At 63.9% G+C, this 22,799-nt stretch carries 23 protein-coding genes; 14 read left to right on the top strand and 9 right to left on the bottom strand.

The window, feature by feature from the left end; translation table 11 throughout:
• Nucleotides 1–4: 4 nt before the first annotated feature.
• Genes ACFOHJ_RS05090 through ACFOHJ_RS05080 form a run of 3 tightly spaced genes read right to left on the bottom strand, consistent with a single transcriptional unit; the run spans nucleotide 5 to nucleotide 2,071 of the window.
• Complete coding sequence (locus ACFOHJ_RS05090; RefSeq protein WP_378219160.1) at nucleotides 5–958, bottom strand: CobW family GTP-binding protein; 954 nt, start codon at nucleotides 956–958, stop codon at nucleotides 5–7.
• A gap of 2 nt (nucleotides 959–960) precedes the next feature.
• Nucleotides 961–1,302 carry a hypothetical protein gene (locus tag ACFOHJ_RS05085; protein WP_378219158.1) on the bottom strand — a complete coding sequence of 114 codons (342 nt, stop codon included), beginning with the start codon at nucleotides 1,300–1,302 and terminating at the stop codon, nucleotides 961–963.
• Nucleotides 1,295–2,071 carry a GntR family transcriptional regulator gene (locus ACFOHJ_RS05080; protein WP_378219156.1) on the bottom strand — a complete coding sequence of 259 codons (777 nt, stop codon included), beginning with the start codon at nucleotides 2,069–2,071 and terminating at the stop codon, nucleotides 1,295–1,297. The genes ACFOHJ_RS05085 and ACFOHJ_RS05080 overlap by 8 nt, the downstream gene beginning before the upstream one ends.
• Before the next feature lie 146 nt (nucleotides 2,072–2,217).
• On the opposite strand from ACFOHJ_RS05080, the gene ACFOHJ_RS05075 reads away from it, so the two are divergent.
• Nucleotides 2,218–3,606 carry a dihydroorotase gene (locus ACFOHJ_RS05075; protein ID WP_378219154.1) on the top strand — a complete coding sequence of 463 codons (1,389 nt, stop codon included), beginning with the start codon at nucleotides 2,218–2,220 and terminating at the stop codon, nucleotides 3,604–3,606.
• A 74-nt stretch (nucleotides 3,607–3,680) separates the two neighbouring features.
• On the opposite strand, the gene ACFOHJ_RS05070 is transcribed toward ACFOHJ_RS05075, so the two are convergent.
• From ACFOHJ_RS05070 to ACFOHJ_RS05060, 3 genes are all read right to left on the bottom strand, one after another.
• Complete coding sequence (locus ACFOHJ_RS05070; RefSeq protein ID WP_378219152.1) at nucleotides 3,681–4,361, bottom strand: GntR family transcriptional regulator; 681 nt, start codon at nucleotides 4,359–4,361, stop codon at nucleotides 3,681–3,683.
• Nucleotides 4,362–4,436: 75 nt separating this feature from the next.
• Nucleotides 4,437–5,300, bottom strand: coding sequence for a VOC family protein (locus ACFOHJ_RS05065; RefSeq protein WP_378219151.1), 864 nt, complete (start codon nucleotides 5,298–5,300; stop codon nucleotides 4,437–4,439).
• Nucleotides 5,301–5,317: 17 nt separating this feature from the next.
• Complete coding sequence (locus ACFOHJ_RS05060; RefSeq protein WP_378219149.1) at nucleotides 5,318–6,289, bottom strand: ornithine cyclodeaminase family protein; 972 nt, start codon at nucleotides 6,287–6,289, stop codon at nucleotides 5,318–5,320.
• Nucleotides 6,290–6,411: 122 nt separating this feature from the next.
• On the opposite strand from ACFOHJ_RS05060, the gene ACFOHJ_RS05055 reads away from it, so the two are divergent.
• The 12 genes from ACFOHJ_RS05055 to ACFOHJ_RS05000 all read left to right on the top strand — a co-directional run bounded on the left by ACFOHJ_RS05055 (nucleotide 6,412) and on the right by ACFOHJ_RS05000 (nucleotide 17,882).
• The gene (locus ACFOHJ_RS05055) at nucleotides 6,412–8,808 is read left to right on the top strand and encodes a xanthine dehydrogenase family protein molybdopterin-binding subunit (RefSeq protein ID WP_378219147.1); all 2,397 of its coding nucleotides are present in this window, start codon (nucleotides 6,412–6,414) and stop codon (nucleotides 8,806–8,808) included.
• Nucleotides 8,805–9,872, top strand: a complete 1,068-nt coding sequence (locus ACFOHJ_RS05050; RefSeq protein ID WP_378219145.1) for an extracellular solute-binding protein — start codon at nucleotides 8,805–8,807, stop codon at nucleotides 9,870–9,872. The genes ACFOHJ_RS05055 and ACFOHJ_RS05050 overlap by 4 nt, the downstream gene beginning before the upstream one ends.
• Before the next feature lie 24 nt (nucleotides 9,873–9,896).
• Complete coding sequence (locus ACFOHJ_RS05045; RefSeq protein WP_378219144.1) at nucleotides 9,897–10,979, top strand: ABC transporter ATP-binding protein; 1,083 nt, start codon at nucleotides 9,897–9,899, stop codon at nucleotides 10,977–10,979.
• Nucleotides 10,976–11,845, top strand: coding sequence for an ABC transporter permease (locus ACFOHJ_RS05040; RefSeq protein WP_378219142.1), 870 nt, complete (start codon nucleotides 10,976–10,978; stop codon nucleotides 11,843–11,845). Before ACFOHJ_RS05045 ends, ACFOHJ_RS05040 begins: the two co-directional genes overlap by 4 nt.
• Nucleotides 11,842–12,621 (top strand): ABC transporter permease, encoded by a 780-nt coding sequence (locus ACFOHJ_RS05035; protein ID WP_378219140.1) that lies wholly within the window; start codon nucleotides 11,842–11,844, stop codon nucleotides 12,619–12,621. The genes ACFOHJ_RS05040 and ACFOHJ_RS05035 overlap by 4 nt, the downstream gene beginning before the upstream one ends.
• A gap of 141 nt (nucleotides 12,622–12,762) precedes the next feature.
• Entirely contained in the window at nucleotides 12,763–13,134 is a 372-nt protein-coding gene (locus ACFOHJ_RS05030; protein WP_378219138.1) for a hypothetical protein, read from the top strand.
• A 25-nt stretch (nucleotides 13,135–13,159) separates the two neighbouring features.
• Nucleotides 13,160–14,032: an ectoine/hydroxyectoine ABC transporter substrate-binding protein EhuB gene (gene ehuB / locus ACFOHJ_RS05025; RefSeq protein ID WP_378219136.1), complete on the top strand. Its 873-nt coding sequence runs from the start codon at nucleotides 13,160–13,162 to the stop codon at nucleotides 14,030–14,032.
• 52 nt (nucleotides 14,033–14,084) lie between these two features.
• Nucleotides 14,085–14,744, top strand: a complete 660-nt coding sequence (gene ehuC, locus ACFOHJ_RS05020) for an ectoine/hydroxyectoine ABC transporter permease subunit EhuC (RefSeq protein ID WP_378219135.1) — start codon at nucleotides 14,085–14,087, stop codon at nucleotides 14,742–14,744.
• Nucleotides 14,741–15,409, top strand: a complete 669-nt coding sequence (ehuD, locus tag ACFOHJ_RS05015; protein ID WP_378219133.1) for an ectoine/hydroxyectoine ABC transporter permease subunit EhuD — start codon at nucleotides 14,741–14,743, stop codon at nucleotides 15,407–15,409. Before ehuC ends, ehuD begins: the two co-directional genes overlap by 4 nt.
• The gene (gene ehuA / locus ACFOHJ_RS05010) at nucleotides 15,399–16,184 is read left to right on the top strand and encodes an ectoine/hydroxyectoine ABC transporter ATP-binding protein EhuA (RefSeq protein WP_378219131.1); all 786 of its coding nucleotides are present in this window, start codon (nucleotides 15,399–15,401) and stop codon (nucleotides 16,182–16,184) included. The genes ehuD and ehuA overlap by 11 nt, the downstream gene beginning before the upstream one ends.
• Before the next feature lie 22 nt (nucleotides 16,185–16,206).
• A complete protein-coding gene (locus ACFOHJ_RS05005; protein WP_378219129.1) occupies nucleotides 16,207–17,460 on the top strand; it encodes a pyridoxal-phosphate dependent enzyme in 1,254 nt (417 codons plus the stop codon).
• 41 nt (nucleotides 17,461–17,501) lie between these two features.
• On the top strand, nucleotides 17,502–17,882 hold the full coding sequence (locus ACFOHJ_RS05000; protein WP_378219127.1) for a RidA family protein: 381 nt from the start codon (nucleotides 17,502–17,504) through the stop codon (nucleotides 17,880–17,882).
• 61 nt (nucleotides 17,883–17,943) lie between these two features.
• On the opposite strand, the gene ACFOHJ_RS04995 is transcribed toward ACFOHJ_RS05000, so the two are convergent.
• The 3 genes from ACFOHJ_RS04995 to ACFOHJ_RS04985 all read right to left on the bottom strand — a co-directional run bounded on the left by ACFOHJ_RS04995 (nucleotide 17,944) and on the right by ACFOHJ_RS04985 (nucleotide 21,172).
• Nucleotides 17,944–18,723: an IclR family transcriptional regulator gene (locus ACFOHJ_RS04995; protein ID WP_378219125.1), complete on the bottom strand. Its 780-nt coding sequence runs from the start codon at nucleotides 18,721–18,723 to the stop codon at nucleotides 17,944–17,946.
• 161 nt (nucleotides 18,724–18,884) lie between these two features.
• Nucleotides 18,885–20,165 (bottom strand): NAD(P)/FAD-dependent oxidoreductase, encoded by a 1,281-nt coding sequence (locus tag ACFOHJ_RS04990; protein WP_378219123.1) that lies wholly within the window; start codon nucleotides 20,163–20,165, stop codon nucleotides 18,885–18,887.
• 89 nt (nucleotides 20,166–20,254) lie between these two features.
• Nucleotides 20,255–21,172 (bottom strand): LysR family transcriptional regulator, encoded by a 918-nt coding sequence (locus tag ACFOHJ_RS04985; RefSeq protein ID WP_378219121.1) that lies wholly within the window; start codon nucleotides 21,170–21,172, stop codon nucleotides 20,255–20,257.
• Between the two features lie 125 nt (nucleotides 21,173–21,297).
• On the opposite strand from ACFOHJ_RS04985, the gene hglS reads away from it, so the two are divergent.
• Nucleotides 21,298–22,692, top strand: coding sequence for a 2-oxoadipate dioxygenase/decarboxylase HglS (gene hglS, locus ACFOHJ_RS04980; protein ID WP_378219119.1), 1,395 nt, complete (start codon nucleotides 21,298–21,300; stop codon nucleotides 22,690–22,692).
• The last annotated feature ends 107 nt before the right edge of the window (nucleotides 22,693–22,799 follow it).

The raw sequence follows: 22,799 nt of genomic DNA, 5'->3' as shown, positions 1-22,799 counted from the left end.
AGGATCACACCCGCAGAAGACGCTGCAGGCTGTTGCTGATTGCCTGCTGTTCGAGGCCCCGTGTTATGAAAACGAGGAAGGACCCCGTTTCGTCGTCGCCCTTGGGCAGGTGGGTCGGCGGATGCATGACGTGCTGGACGCCGTGAATGGCCAACCGGGTATTTGCGGAAGACGTCTCGAGCAGTCCCTTGATACGGAGAATCCTGTCGCCATGGGCGTGGAGGAGGGCGGTCAGCCATATCGTGAACGCCGGCCAGTCGATCTTTTCCTTGAGCCGTATCGTGAACGACGAAACGTCCTGGCTGTGACTGGACTGGGCTTCGTTGAAGGCGAGCCGGTTGGTGGCCGGGTTGCCGCTGCCGCCCAGTACCGCGTCGGCACGGAAATCGTGTTCCTGCGCTTCCAGCACCGTCACGTCGGGCGCGATCTTGAGCACGGCGGCCGACAGTTCTTCGGCCGAAGCGGCGTTCCGCATGTCGGTCTTGGTCAGCACGACGGTGTCGGCGATCGATATCTGCCGTCGCGCCTCCGGCTGCGATCTCAAGTTGTCCAGGCCCGCTACCGCGTCGATGACCGCGACCACCGAAGCGAGCCGGACATGGGTACGCAGCCAGGGGTCGCGTTCGAGCGTCGCAATGATAGGGGCAGGGTCGGCGAGCCCCGACGTCTCAAGGATCGCACGCGAGAAAGACCGCCCGTTCTGCGACAGTTGCACCAGCCTGTACATCGCCTTCGCGACGTCTTCCCGGCGGGCGCAGCACAGGCAGCCACCATCGACCAGTTCGACCTGCTCGGCGGCGTGGACGAAAAGGCTGTGGTCGACGCCGACCTCTCCGAACTCATTGACGATGATGCCAGTATCCGCGCCCGCGGGCGTCTCGATATAGCGGCGGATTAGAGTCGTTTTCCCGCTGCCGAGGAAGCCGGTGACCAGGGTTATGGCGAGGCGATCGTCCAATGTCAGACCCCTTCTGCGACAAATCGGGAAGCGGCCTGCGGAAAAAACCGGTCCGATAGCGGGTCGGCCGGCACGGCTCCGAGCCTTTCGGCAGCTTCCCATACATCGTTCAGCACCGGCGCGAGTTCCATGCGGCCGCTCTTGTCGTAGACGGCGAAGGCTTCGCCGTCCCAGTCCTCGCAGGACAGGTCGAACTGCCCGAGGATACGGTTGAGAAGGTCGAGCCGGCGCGCGCGTTCCTTGCGGTAGTGCATGATGTCGTCGAACGGAAAGCGCTCGTCCCGCAACCGGGCGAAATCGCTCCAGTGTTCGCCGGCACCGAAGATCGCGCAAACCTCACACATGGGACACCCCTTTCAGTTCGTCGTCGGCCAGGCTGATCTGCATCGAATCGGAGACGCTTTGCGTCAGCACTTCGACCACGCGCTTCTTGGCGAGCCCCGTATGGGAACGGGCGAGCCGTTCGGCGAGATCGCCATCCTGCGCGGCGATGGCCTCGACGATCGCGTCATGCTCGTCCAGGATCAGCTTGACGTGGGCCTGGTATTCGTCGCCGCTGCCGTAGAACCGCGTCGCCATCGCCAGGTGGGAGATACGCAGGTTCTCGGTGAGTTGCTGCAAGTAGAACCGTTCGAGGCTGCGGTTGCGGATGCTGTGCGCGATCCTGGCGTGGAAATCCCAGTTGAGGTTTGCCATCGCGCGGTCGTCCTGCTTTTCCGCTGCCGTCCTGAATGACTGGCAATGCTCGCGGATTTCCTTGAGGTCCGCCTCCGTGCGCCTCGCGGCCGCCCAGCGGCAGACCAGGCGCTGCGTGATATCGAAGGCCTCCAGATGCTCGCGAATGTCTTCCCACTCCATGGGAGCGACGCGCGCGCCCCGGTTGGGCAGGAGGCGGATCAGGCCTTCGCCGGCGAGGCGAACTACCGCTTCCCGCAGCGGCGTTCGCGAGATGCCGAGTTCGCGCACGACCTTAGCCTCGTCGAGACTGCTGCCCGGCGCGAAGTGGAGAGACATGATTTCGTCGCGCAGGACGCGGTAGGCGTACTCGGCGCTTTCGCCCTTGCCGGGGCGCTCCGGCCTGACGGTGCCTGCGGGTCTTGGTTTGTCGGCCAACTCGAAATTCCTTTTTGCATAAATTATGTATAAATCATTGGTGTGTCCAGTCGTTTTGACCTATGAAGTCCGGCGGCTGGGGTCCGACCGGCCTTCTTATGACGTTCGCGGCTTCTTGTCAGGTGAAGCCCCAACAGGAGACTGATATGGCACACCCCTACGATCTCGTGATCGAGAACGGGACGATTCACACTCCCACAAGTACCTACAAGGCCAATATCGCCGTTCGCGACGGGAAGATCGCGGCCATCGGTGGGGCCTTCGAGGATGCCGCTCGCCGGGTGGACGCAGGCGGACTGGAAATCCTGCCGGGCATCTGGCACGTGCACTGCCATTTCCGCGAGCCGGGGCATACCTACAAGGAGGATTTCGCCAGCGGCACCGCCGCGGCAGCCGTCGGTGGCGTCACCATGTGCATCGACATGACCAACAACACGCCGTTGCCTACGACGCTCGACATGTTCGAGGAAAAGAAGGCGCTGGTCGCGCCCAAGGCTCATATCGACTACGCCCTCTACGGCGGCGGGCTCTATCCGCGCACCGTCGAGGCGCTTGCCAAGGCAGGCGCTGTCGGCATCAAGATTTTCAACACGCGCCACATCAAGGAGGTCTATCCCTACATCTCCGAACTGGGCGTGCTCGATCACGGCATCCTGTACGAGCTTTACGAGGCGACGCGCGACGTCGGCCTGGTGGCTTCGGTGCACCACGATGATCCGGAGTGGTGCAAGCGCCTGACATTCCGGGATTATATCAACCAGGGCCGTACCGATGCGCTTGCCTATCAGGAGAGTTTCTCGAAGGGCTACATGTACGGCCACGGCATGGTCGCCGGCCTGGCGGCGTCGCTCTATTACGCGCGCATCGTCGGGGTGAAGCTGCATGTGCTGCATCTGGGCGTCATGCCCGAGGGCGCCAACGAGATGATCCGCCACGCAAAATTCGACCTTGGCCAGGACGTCTCCTCCGAACTGGAACTGGGTACGCTGTTCATGACCCGCGAGCAAATGGAGAAGGTGGGGCCGGCGACCTACAACTGGGGCTACAATCCGGAAGCCGGCTGGGAAACGATTCGCAACGGCGTAGCGGATTTTATCGTCCTCGAGCACGCCCCGCACACCTGGGAAGAGGTGCAGCCCGGTTGGCAGGACATGTTCTCGATCCCGCTCGGCATGACTGGCGCGCAGGAGTTCGTTCCCTCGATGCTTAATGCGGTCAACGAGGGGCGTCTCACTCTGAACCAGATCGCCAAACTCGCCGCCGAGGCGCCCGCTCGCCGCTTCGGCATCTATCCGAAGAAAGGCGTGATCGAGGTGGGCGCCGATGCCGACTTCACCATCGCCGATATGAAGCGCGAGGCCGTCTTCACCAAGGCCGACATGCTGAGCAAGTCGGGCCACACCAGCTGGGAAGGCATGAAGGTAAAGGGCCTCGCCGCCTACACCATCGTTCGCGGCGAAGTCGTAGCGCAGGACGGCAAGCTGAAGGGTTCGCGGGGCTACGGCAAGTTCGTCACCGGAACGGCCACGGCGTAAGCGGCCGGCCGCCACCCGAAGCAGGATCGCCGCCATCTCGGCGACGATCCTGCTGTCGGGAACCCCTGGCGGGATCAGCCGCTAAAGCGGCGCATGCGCGCGGAAAGCGATTTCTGCGTGTTGACGATATGTTGCTCCAGCAGCGCGGCCGCCTTGTCGACCGCGCCCGCCGCGCAGGCTTCGAGGATTGCCCAGTGTTCGCGGTTCGGGTTCTCCTTCCCGGCCGCCAGCGACACCTGCAACTGCGCCACCCGGCTGCATTGGGCCCAGTTACGCTCGATCAGGGACAGCATCCGCGACATGTTGCAGGGCCTGTAGAGCACGCTGTGGAATTGCCAGTTCATCTGGCTCCACCGTTCAGGTCTCGGCTCATCGTCGTAGGAGCGAAGGATCTCTGCTGCGGCCTCGATGTCTTCCTGCGCCATGTTCGGTATGGCGAGGCGCAAGGCGCGGGTCTCGAGGCCGATCCTGATCTCGAGGATCTCGACGATCTCCTCGACGGTAAAGGCTTTGACGACCGCGCCCCGGTTGGGCAGCAATTCCACGATCCCCTCTACCGCCAGTTCGCGCAGGGCCTCGCGCACCGGGATGCGGCTGGTGCCGAAGCGCGCGGCAATCTCGTCCTGCCGGAGTTGGGTGCCAGGCAGGATGTCGCCCGCCATGATGGCTTCGCGCAGGCCGATACGGACCATCTCCGGTGCCGGGAGGCGTTCCGGCCGGTCCTCGGCGGCCTCAGCGTTGAGTCTTCTTGGCATCCTCGTTCTCGTGTCTGTCGACCTCATGCACAGGTGTCGACGTGTTTCCCGTCGGACGCAAGATGCCGAAGCCCATCAGGCCTCCTTGTTCTCGACGAAGTCGAGAATCACCCCGCAGCAATAGGAAGCCGGAACGCGCAGCGCGTCTTCGCCAAGCTCGTCATAGCCGACCTCGTTACGGCGAAGAACGGAGCGCGTCGCTGCGATGTCGGCCACGCCGAGCGTCATGGCGGGTAGATAGGGGATGGCAGCCTTGGGGTCGGCGATCCCCCGCTCCGCCGCGACGGCCGGCGTGACATACTCCAGGTAGGCGCCTTGCGGTAGGGTTATTCTTACAGTTGTTTCCGTCACGTGTACGTTGTCAGCACCAACCAGCAACGCAAGGCGCTCGGCGAGCGTTGTTAGGTCGTCGCTGACGCCGGTCATGGAGCGTACGCCGGTCACGGTGTTCTCGTGGGCAAGCCAGGCAGGCGTCCGGATGATTTCCGGTGTCCGGTGCTCGCACACGACGGTTGTCAGCAGTTCGGGGATCTCCGCCTCGTTGAGATAGCAGATCCGGAAGTTGGGGAAGGCGTCGCCTTCCGGCAATTCGAAGCGCCGCGTCAACGCCTTGAGCCCCGTCGGTTTCAGGCCGGCCTCCTCGGCGCGCTTGAAACTGACCTCTGCGGAGACCGACGGAGCGAAGGCCAGGCCCATGAGACCCTCGCCCTTGGTGGCGAGATGCTTGTCGAGATTATGCGTGTAGCGGGAGCCGTCGACGATGCCGCGCAATTCGAGGTAATCGTCGGCAAACATGATGCACCAGTTGCCCGTCCCCCATTCGAGGTGGCTGCCGCGAGGCGGTATGGTGAAGCCGAGCTTCGTGTAAAGCTCATGCCCGTTCTCCATGTCGGCTACGGCGATTACAGGGTGGTCGATGTGCGATAGTTCGATCGTCATTGCAGCCTTCTCGGTTCTCATGCTTGTGGAGGGAGGTCCCGTGACCTGTCGGTCAGCTGCGCGCGCATCGGTTCCCATTCGCCGCTAAGGCGCGCATAGGCGGCGATTGCGACGGCGATATCGGCTATGCCGAGCCCGGTTGACTTGAACACCCGGATTTCCTGGTCGGCGCTGCTCGTCGCCGGTTGGTCGCGCAGGATGTCCGGCAGTTCGGCCACGGTGTCCCAATCGCCGAGTCCGGTCAGATCGCCCGCCTCGGCCTGAGCCGAAATTTTGAGCTCGACACCAATTCGGTCGGCCCTGTCGATCAGCGTCTGGTCGAGTTCGCGCCGGTCAAGCGTGCTGGTGCCGAGCGCCGCGACGAAGGTGCCCGGCCGGACGAGATTGCCGTCGAAGAGGGGGGAGGCCGCGCGCGTGGCCGCCACGATGACATCGCCATTTGCGGCGGCTTCATCCGCCGCTACCTGCCAGGCGCCGATTCCGGCATGCGTTTCGACCCAGCGGACATAGTCGCTGGCATCACCCCGCGAGACGACATTGACCTGCCGGATGGGACGTACGCGCCGCAGCGCCTCGACATGGGCGCGCGCCTGCACGCCGGTGCCGAACACTGACAGCACCGCTGCGTCCTTTCGCGCCCAGCGTTCCGCGACGAGCGCGGTGGTGACCGAGCCCTTCAGCCGCGTGACGCCCTCGCCTTCGAGAAAGGCCAGCGGCCGCGCCGTTTCGCTTGAAAAGAGCGCGATGGCAAAGCCGGTTTCGCTGCCGCAACTGGCATAGGACTTGCTGCCGAGGTAGCCGCAATCCGGAAGAACGCCGCCAAGCGTGCTCAGGCGTGCCCCTCCGACCGCCGTGCGCGTGCGCGCGTGATTGCGCGTCGCGCCGTTATGCAGGCCCAGATAGGCGTAGCGCAGGATCAGCGCCGCATCGTCCAGCGAAACGGCTCTCGACACCTCGTCATTGCTTATCTGGCGAAAGGTCGATCGCACTGCCGCTCCCCGTGGGATTCTGTCAAAAGGTTTCGCCTCCATCTGACTTTATATCCAACATGTCAATATTGCATCCAATATCTCCAAATGTTATCCAACCTATGCGATAGGAGTAATCGCTGATGGATCGTGCGTTCGGTGCCCGCTTTGGGGCCGGCCTGTCGTCGGGGCGGGTGGAAGATTTGCGGCTGGTGACGGGGAAGGGGCGTTATGCCGCCAACCTCCCAGGCGACCTGCATGCCGCCTTCGTGCGCTCGCCCTATTCGCATGCCCGGGTTCTCGGAATCGATCGCAGCGAGGTCCTGGCGATGCCCGGCGTCCGGCTAGTCCTGACCGGCAGGGATCTTTCGGAGCATGGCGTCAGGCCGTTTCCCTTCGCGAAGGTGCTGCAGCGCGAGGACGGCGCGCCGATGGCGTCGCCGACGCGATGGCCGCTGGCGGTGGGGGAAGTTCACTATGTCGGGGATCCGGTGGCGCTCGTCGTGGCCGACGATGCCGCGAAGGCGAGGGACGCCGCCGAGGCCGTTCAGGTGGATTATGAGGAACTTGCCTGCGTAGTCGACCTCGCGACTGCCGTGGAGGTAGGTGCTCCGCGTGCGAGCTTGGAGTTGAGCGACAACCTTGCTGCCAGTTTTCGGCTGGGCGATGCCGTTGCGGTCGACGCCGCCATCGCTGCTGCGCCGCATGTCACGCGGTTGCGCGTCGTCAACAACCGGGTCATCGTCAACCCGATGGAACTGCGCTCGGCGGTGGCTTCCTACGATCCGGTCGAAGGCTTCGTATGGAACGGCGCAACCCAGACGCCGCATCTCAGCCAGGCGATCCTGGCGGAAGTGCTCGGCGTTGGCCAAGAGGGCGTTCGCGTCGTCGTCGGCGATATGGGGGGCGCGTTCGGCGCTCGCATCGTCCCTTACCCGGAGGATGCGGCTCTTCTATATGCCGCGCGGCAACTTGGCCGCAGCGTCAAATGGCAAAGCGATCGCAGCGAGCAATTCCTGTCCGACACGCATGCGCGCGACCATCTGACGGAATGCACGCTGGCGACGGATGGCGAGGGACGCATTCTTGCCGCGCGCTTCGACGTGCTCGCCAATATGGGCGCCTACCTTTCCTATTTCGGCGCCAATATCGCCACGCATACGGGCAACCGCGTCGCCACTGGCGTCTACGATATTCCGCTGCTGCACGTTAACGTGAAGGTCGTTCTCACCAATACCGTGCCGACAGGGCCTTATCGCGGTGCCGGACGGCCGGAGGCGATCCACCGGCTGGAGCGCGTGCTGGACGTCACCGCGTCGGAACTGGGGATCGATCCGGTCGAAATCCGCCGCCGCAATCTGGTGAGGCCCGAGAGCATGCCTTACACCGCCGCGTCTGGCGCCACCTATGACAGTGGTGACTTCGGCGCGCTGATGGACCGCGCCCTGGCCCTTTCCGACTCCCAGGGCGTGACCGGTCGCCGGGAAGATGCGCGCCGGCGCGGCATGCTGTTTGGCCGCGGGGTCGCCTGCCACATCGACACCACCAGCAGCATGGTGCCGTCCGAGACCGTGGAAGTGGCGTTCACCCGCAACGGTTCGGTAGAAATCTATTGCGGCGTCCAGGCGATGGGGCAGGGCCTCGAAACGACGTTTTCCCAGATGGCTTCTGTCCGCCTCGGCGTGCCGCTGGATGCCGTGCAGGTGTTTCGGGGCGATACGTCCGTGGTCGCGACGAAGGGACAGGGCAGCTATGGCTCCCGCTCGCTCTACATTGCCGGCAGCGCGCTTGCGCTTGCGCTTGACCGGTTGGCTGACGAGGCGCGCCAGGCGCTGGGGAAGCGTTTCGGCGTTGGGCCTGAGCGGATCGAGGAAAGTGGAGGCCTGTTCGCCATTGCGGGGCAGCAGCCGATCTCGCTCTCCGAGACGATGGGACTGATCGGCAATTCGCGCCTGGCGGCCACGGCGACTTTCGAATCGGTCAACTGCTATCCGAGCGGCTGCTACATATGCGAGGTGGAGATCGACCCCGAGACCGGGGTGATCCGGGTGACGCGTTTCGTCGCGGTGGATGATGTGGGAATCGTCATGCACCCGACGATCGTGCATGGGCAGACGCGCGGCGGGATCGTCCAGGGCATCGGGCAGGCGCTCTGGGAAGCCTGCCGCTACGACGATGCCGGCCAGTTGTCGACCGGTTCGCTGATGGACTACGCGCTGCCTCGCGCCTCCGATCTGCCGGAAATCATTGTGGATTTCCTGCCCACGCGCTCGCCCACCAATCCGCTTGGCGCAAAGGGCGGCGGTGAAAGCGGCACGATCGGTGCGCCGCCGGCGGTCGTCAATGCCGTCGTCGACGCTCTCCAACCTTACGGCGTCGCGCATCTGGATATGCCGATAAGCCCGCAGGCGATCGTGGCGATCTTGCTTGAAAAAATGAATAAATGTTGTATGCAAATTCCGGAAACGGGTTTTGACGGCCTTCGGGGCCGGGGCGAAACGGTAATCAAGCCGACCAAACAAGGGGAACCAACCAGATGAGCAATGGCCTGAAAATCACCCGCCGCACCTTCGGCGGCCTCGCCCTCGGCATGGGCTCTGCCCTGGCGATGCCTTCGATTGCCCGAGCCCAGACGCGCGAGTTGTCGGTTTCGATTTCTGCGATCTATCGCAAGTCGTTCGAGGAATATGTGGTTCCGAAGATGAAGGAGCAGCACAACATCAACGTGTCGCTCGTTACGATGCTGTCGGCCGAGGCGCTGGCGCGCGCTTTGGGGCAACGCCAGAACCCGCAGATCAGCATGTTCACCCTCGACGAGGGGCCGTGGGAGCAGGGCAAGCAGTTCGGTATCTGGGATACGTTCGGCCCGGACCGCGTCCCCAACGTCGCCGACGTTCCGGAAACCTACCGCGACGCCGATGGCCAGGGGTCGGCGCTGTTCAACTACATGACCGGCTTCTGCTACGATGCCGAAGCGCTGGACAAGGCGGGCGTTGCCGCGCCGCAGGCCTTCTTCGACATGTGGAAGGAAGAGTTCCGCAGCCGCATCGCGGTGCCGCAGTTCACCAACACCTTCGCCTACGTCACGCTGGAGAACACCTCCCGCCTGCTCGGGGAGGATCCGGCCGTGTCGTTCGACAAGGGCTTCGAGAAGATGGCGCAGCTGCGGCCGAACATCCGCACCTTCATCGGTCCGCTCGGGCAGTTGATCCAGCTCTTCCAGCAGCAGGAAATCTGGCTGGCGTTTGCGCCGCAGCTCTCCGCCCTCCAGGCGGCCAAGGCCGGCCTGCCGGTCAAGTGGGCTGCTCCCACCGATGGCGCCGTCGCCATGTCGCAATATCTCGCGCTCCCGAAGGGTGCGCCCAACGCGGAAGACGCGCTCAAGATCATCGACATGATGCTCTCTCCCGACTACCAGAAGGTCCTGGCAGAGACGGATTTCATGGTACCCGCCAATACGAAGACCGTGCTCGATCCCGCCTTTGCCGAATCCTTCCCGGTCACGCCGGAGATTTCGGCCAAGGCGCGCACCGTCTCCTGGAGCGAGTACAACCTCCAGCGGGTTCAGCTCAGCGAGCGCTGGCAGCGCGAAATCCAGTCCTGACGGCTGAGTGAGGATCGTATCGTAATGGGTGACACCGCCGCTCTCGAGGTCAACGATCTCCATAAGTCCTTCGGCTCTGTTCAGGTTCTCAAGGGCATGACCGTCAGGGCCCGGCAGGGAGAGTTCATCTCCCTGGTTGGTCCGTCCGGATGCGGCAAGACGACGACTTTGAACATCGTCGGTGGATTCGAGTATCCCGACAGCGGCGACGTCCGCCTGAACGGGACCTCGGTGGTGGCGTTGCCGTCCTATCGGCGAGGGCTGGGCATGGTCTTCCAGAACCATGCCCTGTTTCCCCACATGACGGTCCTCGATAATGTCGGCTTCGGCCTCAGGATGCGTGGCACGCCGCGCGCCGACGCCGTCGAAAGCGCTCGCGAGGCCTTGCGACTCGTGCGCCTCGAGGGTTTCGAGGACCGCTATCCGCGAGAACTGTCGGGCGGCCAACAGCAGCGAGTCGGCATTGCCCGCGCGCTTGCGGTCAAGCCCAAGGTCCTGCTCATGGACGAGCCGCTGTCCAGCCTGGATGCGAAGTTGAGGCGTGAGATGCAGGTGGAATTGCGCCGCATCCAGAAGAGCGTCGGCATCACGGCGCTCTATGTCACGCACGATCAGGAGGAGGCGCTGTCGCTGTCCGACCGCGTCGTGCTCATGAACAGGGGGCGGATCGAGCAGTCGGGGGCGCCCGAGGAAATGTATGCGCGCCCGGCAACCCGGTTCGCGGCCGGCTTTATCGGCGAGTCGAACTTTCTCGAGGCCGTTCTCGACGAGGTTCGTGGCGGCGAGGCGCGGATCATGCTCGCGACCGGCGAACGGATCGTGGCGGCGGCGCCGCCGTCGGTATCTTCTGGCGGGAAGGTCCACCTCGCCGTCCGGCCGAGCCGCCTGCGCCCGGCGACGGCTTCGGATGCAGGCGCCCTCACCGGAAAGATCGTCGCCAGCGCCTTTGTCGGCTCGCACCAGCGCCTCGTCGTGCGGCTGGCCGACGATAGCGAGATGCTGATGATCGTTGAAGCGACGGACCGGCTGCCGGCCCCGGACGAGACCGTCTGCATCGCCGCGGCCCCGGCGGACTGGATGGTCTTCCCCAGCGAGGCGCGCGAATGAGCAGGTTGCGTGCCTCCGGCGGGAAGGCCGTTCTCGCGCTGCCGATGTTCATGCTGCTCGGCGTCTTCTTCGTGTTGCCGATCGCCATGGTGCTGGCGCTGGCCTTCAAGCCCTACGATCCGGTCACGCTGACGGGCGCGGGCTATACGCTTGCCAATTTCGACCGCTTCCTCGGCAATGCGGACCACATGTGGACGATGGCGCGCACGCTCGGAATTTCCGCGGCCGCGACCGTGTTGTGCATCGTGTTCGGGTTTCCCCTCGCCTGGCATCTCCATGGCGTGAAGTCCGGGACCGCGCGCCTGTGGCTGACGCTCGTGGTGCTGCTGCCGTTGATGATCAGTCTCGTCGTCGCCTCGTTCTCCTGGGTTTTGATCCTTGGCAATAACGGCGTTATCAACGTGCTGCTGATGAAACTGGGCATCATCGACAGCCCCATCCGCATGATGAACACGATGACGGGCGTAGTCGTCGTCACGGTGTTCAGCCACATCTCCTATGCGGTGCTGACGATCTTCGCGGCGCTGGAGAACATCGACCCGAGCCTGTCGCGCGCTGCGCGCATCCACGGGGCGACGGACAGCCAGGTTCTCTGGCGGGTCATTCTCCCGCTCAGCCTTCCCGGCATCGTCGCCGGCGCGTCGATCGTGTTCTCGCTCTCGATGGCGGCATTCGTTATTCCTTTCCTCATCGGCGGCGGACGGGTCAACGTGGTGCCACTTCTCATCTATCAATATACCGTCCAGTTCTTTGACTGGCCCGGTGCCGCGACGCTCAGCATCCTGTTGCTGCTCGTCACCTTGTTCGCCTCGTGGCTGCTGACGGCGACCGCCCAGCGGGCGATGCCGTGGGAGCGTCCGCGATGAACCGGCTCCTTACGGTCACGGCACTCCTGGCCTATGCCGCCCTGGCGCTGCCGGTCTTCTTCGTCATCGGCGCCTCCTTCACCTCCGCCGGCTATCTCAGCTTTCCTCCGCAGGGACTGTCGCTGCGCTGGTGGGATGTGATGATCGGCGACCGCGAGATGATGAGCGGCTTCTGGATCAGCGCCTATGTCGCCGTTGCGACGGTTCTGATCTCGGTTCCGGTTGGGGCGCTGGCGACGATCTATCTGGGCCAGATTCCGATCCGGGCGCGCAACATCCTGGTGACCTTCTTCGCCTCGCCGCTCAGCGTGCCGATGGTGCTGACGGGCTTTGCCCTGCTGGTCCTGCTGACGCAGATGGGCCTGCTCAACCAGCTTGGCCTCATCATCGGTCACACCGTGATCTCCGTGCCCTATGTCACGCGTTCGGCGCTGGCCAGCATGTCGCTCAGCGATCCGTCTCTGCCGCGTGCGGCGGCGATCCATGGCGCACGGCCGTCGCAGGTGATCTGGCACGTCGTCCTGCCATCCCTGCGCCCGGGCCTCGTTTCCGGCGGCCTGTTCGCGTTTCTTGCATCGGTGAACAACGTCGTCATCTCGGTTTTCCTGGTGCAGCCTGGAACCAGCCCGCTGCCGGTGGTGATTTTCTCCCGCATGGAGAATCTGGCCGAGCCGTCGGTCGCCGCGGCGAGCACGGCGGTGATCGTGGTGACGGCCGCCTTCTGCCTGCTTCTGGAAAAGCGGTACCAATTGTTCCGTTCGCTTGCCGGCCGCTGAAAGCGGGGAAAGCCCCGCGCCGCCTGTGACCTATACGGCGTATCGGCGATAACCCGCCCGTCAGGTCATCGTAACCGGTGGCCATGACGTCGGCCGCAGTTCCCGTCCGGCCCGCAAGGGGATGCTTGCGGAAGGACGCCGATGGCACGCCGTCCCCGTCCGAAGCCCAGACGGCATCGTTTAGATCCTGACCGGTGCGCTGTTGATCAGCCCGGAGACGAGGCGGCAGCTTTCCGCCTCGATAGCTCCATCGCGGATATCGGGGGGACAAAAGATCGCGAGCCGCTGGACGAGAGCCGGGCGTGGATTACCTTGAATCGCTCCTTTGATGACGACCTCGACTGGGCTGAGCTGCCTTGGCGCCTGCATTTCGACTGTCGGGTATCTGGGCTGCGCATCTGCGCCCGAAAACGGTTGCACATCGATCTGAATGTGGCTAAACCTCAGGAAGTCCACTACTACAGATATATGTACACTACAGTGGACAATAAAACGGTGGTTGGTTGGGATTGAGGAGCATGGGATGGAGAAATTTGTGTTGAACAGAAGGCACCTGCTGCTGGGAGCCGGCGGCCTTTGCGTCGGTGCGACCGGCTTGTTGTCGACAGTCGCGAACGCGGCGAGCTCTTTGGCGGCGGCAAAAAGCGATGGCCGCATCCGGGTCGGCTTCGCCAACGAGGCGCCTTACGCGTTCGCCTCGCCGGAAGGCAAGCTGACCGGCCTGATGCCGGACGTGATCGGCTACATCATGAAGGAGCTTGGCGTGCCGGAGCTGGAGGGTGTGCTGACCGACTTCGGTGGCCTCATTCCCGGCCTGTTGGCCAAGCGCTTCGACATATTGGGCGCCGGGCTCTATGTCACCCCGGTCCGCTGCAAGCAGGTCGCGGCCTCCAATCCGCAATATGTCGTCACGGAATCGATCGCGGTGAAGAAGGGAAACCCGAAGAACCTCCACAGCTATGCCGACATCGCCAAGGACGACGGCGTGAAGATCGGCACGCTCGCCGGTTCCATCAACGCCCAGTACCTGGCGGCGGCCAAGGTGCCGACATCGCGGATCGTGCTGTTCCCCGACCTGCCCTCTGCCATTGCCGGGCTGCAAGGCGGTCGCGTCGATGGCGTCACCATGAGCATCATTTCGCTGCAGGACGTGCTGCGCAAGACCAACGATGCGAACCTCGAGCTGGTACAGCCGTTCGAGGATCCACTCGACGAGAAGGGCAAGCCCTCGCGCGGTTACGGCTCGGCCTGGTTCCGCCGCGAGGACGAGGAACTGGTCGCGGCTTACAATGGCAAGCTTGCCGAGATCAGGGACAGCGGCAAGCTGCTGGAACTGATGGAACCCTACGGCTTCACGGCCGCGCAGGTCCCGCCTGCGGACGTCACTTCGGCCGAGCTCTGCCAGGCCTGATGATCATCATGGCGCGGCGCGGCTGCAAGGCCGTGTCGCCTTCGGATTACCGATGACGCTAGTCGATTTTCTTCCCACGCTCCTTCGCGGCGCTCTCGTCACGCTCGAGGCCACGGTGTTTTCGGCGGCCGTTGCCCTTGTGGTGTCGGTCGTCGTCGGCCTTGTCCGGCTGTCGCGCTTCCGCGTCCTGCGGGGCGTGGCGCTGGTCTATGTCGAGGTCTTCCGAGGCACGTCCGCCCTGGTGCAGCTCTTTTATTTCTTCTTCGTGCTGCCGCTTCTGGGCATCGATCTTTCCCCGATGACCGCCGGCGTGCTGGCGCTGGGGCTCAATTTCGGTTCCTACGGATCGGAGGTCGTGCGCGCCGCCGTGCTCAACGTGCCGCGTGGCCAGCACGAGGCGGCCGTCGCGCTCAACTACTCGCCTGCGTTGGCCATGCGCCGCATCGTCTTCCCGCAGGCGCTGGCCGCCATGCTGCCGCCTTTCGGCAACCTGCTGATCGACCTCCTGAAGGCGACCTCCCTGTTGTCGCTCATCACCATCGGCGACCTCACCTTCGCCGGCAAGACGCTGGTGCAGGGCCAGGGCCACGTCACTGAGGTCTACTCGCTGCTGCTCGTCATCTATTTCGTCATGGCCCTGGCGCTCGGCCGGCTGATGCAGGCGGCCGAACGGCGGGTGCCCGGCGCCGTCGCGAAGGAGGCGGCGCGATGAGCTTCGACTTCGATTATGTCTGGCAGATCCTGCCCGTGCTCCTGCAGGCCACGCTGGTCACCTTTCAGGCCACCCTTGGCGGCATGCTGCTCGCCATGATCCTCGGCCTTATGCTGGAACTGCTGCGCCGCTCCGGCATTCCGCCCGTCGTCTACGCGACGCGTGGAGTGGTCTCCTTCATCCGGGGCACGCCGCTGCTGATCCAGCTCTATTTCCTCTACTACGTGCTGCCGCTCTACGGGCTGACGCTGAATACGCTGACGACCGGCATTCTCGGGCTGGGCCTGCACTATGGTGCCTATCTGTCGGAAGTCTACCGCGCCGGCATCGACGGCGTGCCGAAAGGACAGTGGGAGGCGGCCGTCGCGCTCAATGCCTCGCGTTCCCATACCTGGGCGCGCCTCATCCTGCCGCAGGCGGTGCCGCCGATGCTTCCGGTGTTCGGCAACTACCTGATCGCCATGTTCAAGGACACGCCGCTTTTGGCGACCATCACCTTGCTTGAACTGCTCGGCACGGCGCAGGCGGAAGCGGCCATCTCTTACCGCTACCTCGAGCCCTATACGCTGGTCGGGCTGATCTTCCTTGTTCTGAGCTGGCCTTCGGCCTCTCTGGTCCGGCTCCTCGAAAAACGCATAAACGCGGAGAACCGCAATGGGCGCTGAATCCCGTCAACCGATCCTCAGCCTGCGCGGCGTCTCCAAATCCTACGGCAGCGTCCAGATCCTGCGGGAGATCGACCTGGATGTCGGCGCCGGCCAGCGTATCGCGCTTATCGGCCCCAGCGGGTCGGGCAAGACCACGCTGCTGCGGCTGGTGATGACGCTGGAGACGCCCGAGGCCGGCACGATCGAAGTGGAGGGGGAACTTCTGGGGCTGAGGCGGGCCGGCGACAAGCTGGTCAAGGACAGGGGCGTCCACCTGCGATCGGTGCGAGGCAAGATCGGCATGGTCTTCCAGCATTTCAACCTCTTCCCGCATATGACCGCGCTGCAAAACATCATGGACGGGCCGGTGCATGTGCGCGGCCTGCCGAAGGAAAAGGCGCGCGCCCACGCGCTCGATCTCCTGTCCAAGGTGGGGCTGAGGCAGAAGGCCGATTCCTACCCCCGCCAGCTCTCGGGCGGGCAGCAGCAGCGCGTGGCGATTGCCCGCGCGCTGGCCATGGAGCCGAAAATCCTGCTTTTCGACGAGATCACTTCGGCCCTCGATCCCGAACTGGTGGGCGAGGTCTTGACGATCGTGCGCAACCTGGCGAACGAGACCGGCACCACGATGCTGATCGTCACGCACGAGATGGGCTTCGCGCGCGAAGTCGCCGACCGCGTACTTTTCATGGAAGGCGGCCGTATCGTGGAGGACGGCGACCCCGAGCAGGTTTTCGCAAATCCCCGCAATGAGCGCACCAAGGCGTTCCTTGGCGCCGTGCTGCACCGGTGACGGACAGGCAGGAGGCGACGCGGTGAACTTCAGCGGCGGACAAGGTCTCGAGAGAGTGCGGCTGGTTTGCGCGTGGTGCGGCGCTGGCCGCCCGGCCGATCTCGATCCCTGGTGCCATGTCTGCGGCGGCTCGCTGGTCGCGGAGAATGACGGTGCGGCCGCACTGCTGGAAAGCTGGAAGAGTTTTTCCGAAATCGCGTCACTGCTGCCGGCCGGCGGCAAACTCGTCAGCCTGGGCGAGGGCAATACGCCGCTGGTTTCTCTTGCCCGCCTTTGCGGTGAAGACACGGTCCATGCCAAGGCTGACTGGATGAACCCGACCGGATCCTTCAAGGATCGCGGTGCCGCGGTAGCTGTGTCGGCTGCACTCGGCCTCGGCGCCGAAGGCGTAGTTTGCGCCTCGACGGGCAACAACGCCACTTCCGTCAGCGCTTACGCCGCACGCGCTGGCTTGCCCTGCATCATCACGCTGTCGTCGTCCACGCCCGCCAGCAAGGTCGCGCATGCGCGAGCCTATGGCGCGACGCTGGTGGAGGTGGACGGCACTTTCAGCGATGCCTATCACATGGCCGAGGCCATCAGGCTGGCCGCGCCGCGCTGGGCTAATCTTACCTCAACCTATGCCAATCCGTACATGACGGCGGCGCATGCCACGATCTTCTACGAGCTTTGCCGGCAACTTGGCAGCGCCCCCGGAACCATCATCGTGCCCATCGGCGCCGGGCCGATGCTGGGCGGCATCCTGCAGGGCGCGGAACATCTGCTGCGTCGGGGCGAGATATCACGGCTTCCGGTATTGGTGGGCGTGCAGTCGGCAGGCTGCGCGCCAATCGCCCGGGCTTTTGAGGCGGGTCGCGAGACCGTGGAGGAATGGACTGGCGCCGATTTCGGTATCGCGGGCTCGATCAACGATCCGCTGCGCGGCTATCCGGCCGACGGGACCCGTACCCTGCGGGACATCCGCCGTACGGGCGGCTTTGCGGTAGCTGTGGAAGACACGGAAATACAGGCCGCCATGAGCGATCTCGCCCGATACGAAGGCATCGCCGCCGAGCCGGCCGCCGCGGCTCCCTTGGCAGCGCTGCGGAGGCTGATCGGCCACCATGACCTGCCACGACCGATTACCCTCGTTATCTCGGGTCATGCGCTGAAGGATCCCGGCGCGCTTCCAGCCACGTCGCCGCGCCTTTCGGCCAGGGACGGCAAGGGGCCGCTCGATTTCATTGCTGCGGCCACCGCATATTCTGCCGGGACCTTGCAGCCGCCGGCAAACTGACGGGTACTGCCCGCCGACAAGACAATCAAAGGAGACGGAATTTGCGCAAGACCGCGATGATCGACGAGGCCGTAGCGCCTGCAGGCCATTACTCCCATGCGATTATCGCCAATGGCCTGGTCTACGTTTCCGGACAGGGGCCGGTCGATCCCCGGACAGGCGAAATGCCTGCGACATTCGCCGGGCAGGTAGGGCAGACCCTTCGCAACCTGGATACGATCCTGCGGGGTGTCGGTACGGAACTGAAGAACGCGGTCAAGATCAACGCCTATCTCAGCGACGTCGCCAATTTTTCCGAATTCGATGCCGTCTACCGGAATTTCTTTGCCGATGACCCCCCCGCCAGAACCACCGTCGGCTGCCAGCTCGTGGACATCATGGTGGAGATAGACTGCACGGCGATCCTTCCTTCCGCTGCCTGACGGACTTCTGGGAAAACGACGCGGTTCCCCGTTTCCGGGAGACGCGTATCAAGCGCAGCGATCACTCGGCCGCGCGCGAAACGGGGGTGAGGGACAGGCGGTCGGCGCTTGCGGTCAGGCGCCGGACAAGCGCCTCTACCTCGTCCTGGTTCCGGTCGATGGTCACGACCGCGCACAATGTCGCCATCGCCTTGCCTGTCTCGTCGCGGATCGGCGCGGCGAGACATTGCGTGAGACTGTCGATCAATCCCGATGTGATGGCGTAGCCGGCGGCACCCGCCTCGAGCACGTCGTTGCAGAACGCATCGACGCCGATGCTGCGGCCATCCGGCAGGATGAAATCCTCCGGCGGAACGAGGGCGATGATTTCCTCGCGCGTCATGCCGGCCAGCAGCAAGCGCCCGGACGCCGTCCACGGGATCGGCAGCCTGACGCCTACCTCCGAGCTGATGCGGAACATGCGCGAGCCCGTCTGTACATAGGCGATGGTGTATTTGTTGCCCTGCAAGGTGCAGAACTCGAACGTTTCGCCGATTTCGCTTGCCAGCCGATCGACCTCGTCGCGCGCCCGGCGCATGAGGTCGTTCCGCCTCAGATAGGCGGCGGCATAGAAGTGGACGGCCCGGCCGAAGAATATCCTGCCGCGCGGCCCGTAATCCTCCAGGATATCGGACCGGATGAAGCGCTTGACGATGTTGTAGATGGTGGAGCGTGGAGCGCCCAAGCGTTCCGACATCTGGGCAATGGACATCGGCTCGCCGGCCTCGTGCAGGCACTCCAGTATATCGATCGCGCGATCGAGCCCGCTTTCGCGCAGCTTGGTTTTCGGTTCGCTCGTCATGCGCAGCAGATTGTCCTTTTGCGGGCAACGCCGATGTCGCCCCGCCAATTCCACGATAGGTGACTTTTATGTAGGAAGCCCGCCGGTGTCACGCCCGGATCGCTAATGGCGCATGCTAATTTCCGGCACCGCCGCCCTGGCACATCGAGAAACGGCCTGCGTCAGAACCGGCCCGACACGAAATGCGCAAGCTGAGCGCCCAGTTCGTAGAAGCGCTCGCGGCCCGCTCGGAACCGCTGCGTTGCCGGCTTCGACGGCGGCAGTGGCAGATCTGCCTCCGGTGCGCCGCAGATGTGGTCGCTGAGTAACCGGCCGAAGACGGTTCCGGTCCCGATGCCGCGGCCGTTGTAACCGTGGAAGGCGACGACGTTCGGGGCGAGCCGATGAAATTTCGGGAGGCTGTTGTCGGTCATTCCAATCATGCCGTACCAGCTCGACTCGAATTTCACCCCGTCGAGTTGGGGAAACAGACGGCGAAGACCACGTCTTGCCCAAGCCTCGTGGATACCGGCACCCGTTCCGCGCAGGGCGCCGACGCTGCCGAAGATGAGCCTCCCCGCCCGGTCGAGGCGGAACGACGAGAGGATTTCTTTCGTATCCCATGCGCCTTGGCGTTCGGGCAGAATCTGCTTGAGAAGTTGGGCGTCGAGGGGCGCGGTTGCAAAGTTGAAATAGGGCAAGTGGGTTATCTCGTTTCGCAATTCGGGCCAGAGACCATGCGTATAGGCGTTGGTGGCAATAACCACCCAGTCGGCCTTGACCAGCGCTCCTGGTGTAACGAGAGTCCATCCTGCCTTGGAGGGTTGGACGCCCTTCACTTGCGTGTGGGTGAAGATTTCGGCACCGGCGGCCATCGCTGCGCTGGCCAGCCCCCGCACATAGGCCAGCGGCTGGATGGTGCCGGCACGCAGGTCGAGCAGCGCGCCGGAATAGCTGGCAGATCCTGTCTTCGCAGCGGTTTCCGCGGCGTCCAGAACCCGGACGGGTGCACCCCGTGCCTGCCATTGTTCGGCACGTTGCCGGATTTCCTCCAACCCGCTTTGGCCTACCGCGCAGTGAAGGGTTCCCTGGCGTTCCGCCTCGCATTCGATCCCGTGATGTCCAATCAGGTCGAAGACTTCGTCGGGGGCATTTCCCAGCACATTCAGCAACCGTTCTCCATGGGTCACTCCGAGCGCTTTCGGAACATCGTTCGGCATCACCCACATGCCGGCATTGACCAGACCGACGTTCCGTCCGGAGCCGCCAAAGCCGATATCCTCGGCGTCCAGGACAGCCACCTTGACGCCACGCTGGGCGAGATGGAGCGCGGCCGACAGGCCGGTAAAGCCGGCGCCGACGATGGCGACGTCGACCGAACGATCACCCTCAAGCGAGGTCGTTACAGGCGCGGGTGGCGCGGTCTTCTTCCAGAGGCCGTGAGATCGTTCAAGCTGGTCCATTGTGCCCGTCGTCGGTAGCATCCGATCAACGAGTGTTAGCGACTTGCCACGGTGCAGGGAACAAGGCTCGGAGGCGCTCTTGATGAAGATCAGGAACCATCCGATGCGCCCTCGTGATGGCCCACCTGCTCCAATGCCCAGGCACAGAAAGCCTTCGACAGGGGGTTCTCCTTCTTGCGATCCGGAACCACGAGATAGTAGGCGTTTTCGGTTTTGATGGGACGATCGTCCACCACGATCAAACGCCCGGACGCCAGTTCGGTTTCGATCAGGTAGCGGGGAAGCAGGGCAACTCCCATGCCAGCAATGGCCGCCTCGATCAGCATCGAGAACTGGTCGAAGTGATGTCCGGCATAAGGAGCCGGGTGGGCGAGACCGACAGCCTCGAACCACTCGGACCAGGCCTTGGCGCGTGATGCGAGGTGCAGCAGCCATGCATCGCCAAAAGGGCTGTCGGTGACGTTTTGCACCGTTGATAGCCCGGGCGCCGCCACGGGAACGACGATTTCGCTGCACAGATAGATGCAGACGGCCTTGGCCCAAATGGGCTGGCCGTAATGAATGGCGATGTCGAACGGCTCTTCGTCGAAATCGAACGGCTGGGCCCGTGCAGCTATGTTCACGACTAGGTTGGGCTGGACGCGCAGGAAATTCTGGAGACGCGGCATCAGCCAGCGCGCACCAAAGGTGGGCAGCACCGAAAGGCTGAGCGAGGCATCGGCTTGGGAGTTCGCCATGGCCCGCATCATCGTGTCCTCGGCCTGCCCGATCAGCCGAACGACGTCGGGCAGCAATTTCCGCCCCTGGTCGGACAGGACCACCCGCTGGCGCACGCGCTCGAAAAGCAGCGAGCCGAGTTGGAGCTCGAGATCCTTGATCTTACGGCTGACGGCGCTCTGGGTGAGGCTCAATTCGCGGGCAGCCTGCGTGAAGCTGCCATGGCGTGCCGCGCATTCGAAGGCCTGAAGGGTGTCGATCTGCGGAACGAGCCTGCGTGGAAGGGTCATGTGAATTGCGCATCAACTCAATTGGAAACAGCGTTGGAAATTGTAGGTTCGATCAGGGAAGCTGACAAGCGTCGAACATCAAGTGGCTCGCCTTCATGCCGAGCCCGCACCGGGACACAGGTGTCATGCCAACCGAATTCCTCTCCAGCGATGAAATAAGAGCTGCTTTTTCGGCGGCGCTGTCGGACATGTATCGCAAGGAAGTGCCTGCCTATGGCACCCTTCTCACACTCGTGGCCGAGGTAAACGAAGCGACGTTGAGGGCTTCGCCGGAATTGCGCGACCGCCTCGAGAAGACGGATTCTCTCGACCGCATTTCCGAGGAACGTCACGGCGCCATTCGCGTGGGTACGCCGGGCGAACTGGCAACGATGCGGCGCATATTCGCGGTAATGGGGATGTACCCGGTCGGCTACTACGACCTGAGTGATGCGGGCGTGCCCGTGCATTCGACAGCATTTCGCCCGGTCGGCGCAGCGGCGCTAAGCTTGAACCCGTTTCGCGTTTTCACCTCTCTGCTGCGCCTCGATCTGATCGAGGACAAGGGACTGCGGGAGCGGGCCCGAAAAGTGCTGGACGATCGCCAGATATTCACGGACGAGGCGCTTGATCTGCTCGACCGTGCCGAGGCCGGCGGAGGATTGAGGGATGGCGACGCCATGCGCTTCGTCGCCGAGGTATTGGAAACCTTTCGTTGGCACCGAGGGGCCGCGGTCGACGCCGAGATGTATCGCAGCCTGCATGATGCCCATCGGCTGATCGCCGATGTGGTTTCGTTCAGGGGGCCGCACATCAACCATCTGACGCCGCGGACGCTCGATATCGACGCCGTGCAGCGGCTCATGCCGGAATATGGCATAACGCCGAAGGCGGTCATCGAGGGACCGCCCTCGCGAGCCTGTCCGATCCTGTTGCGCCAGACGTCGTTCAAGGCGCTCGAGGAGCCCGTGCTGTTTCCCGATGCACAAGGCCGGATGGTCGAAGGACGGCACACCGCCCGCTTTGGCGAGATCGAGCAGCGCGGCATAGCGCTGACCCCCAAGGGCCGCTCCCTGTACGACCGGCTCCTGGCCGAGGCGCGCTCGGTGGTCCGGCCTGCGGCAGACGGGTCGAATGTCGATGATTATCGCCAGGCGTTGTCGCAGGCGTTCAAATCCTTCCCCGACGACTGGCATGAGATTCGCCGGCAGGGCCTGGGGTATTTTTCATACAGTGTGGATGAAAGTCAGATCAGTGATGTCAATCGTGGAGCCGGCCTCGAAGCGCTGATTGCTGCCGGCATCGTCCACTTCGACCCAATCGTCTACGAAGACTTTCTTCCCGTAAGTGCGGCGGGGATATTCCAGTCGAATCTGGGCGACGATTCATCCGCGGAACTGGCGGCCAGCCCCAACCGGTCGATGTTCGAAGACGCGCTCGGCGCCGCGGTCATCGATGAGTTCGAGCACTACCGTGGCATCGAGGCTGCCTCGCTTGCCCGGTGTCGTGAACGGTTGGGAGAGGTCGAGCTGGCGGGCTAGGCGCATTGGTCGACGGCAGCCGCCTTCGCCGGTTTCCGGCATTGGACAGCGGGCTTTCAGGATGGCAGCAGGGCCAGCGGCCGCACACAGTGCACCTCGCCACTCGC

This window comes from Aquamicrobium soli, assembly GCF_042646345.1.
Lineage (GTDB): Bacteria > Pseudomonadota > Alphaproteobacteria > Rhizobiales > Rhizobiaceae > Mesorhizobium > Mesorhizobium soli_A.
This window is presented reverse-complemented; position numbering and strand designations above follow the sequence as displayed.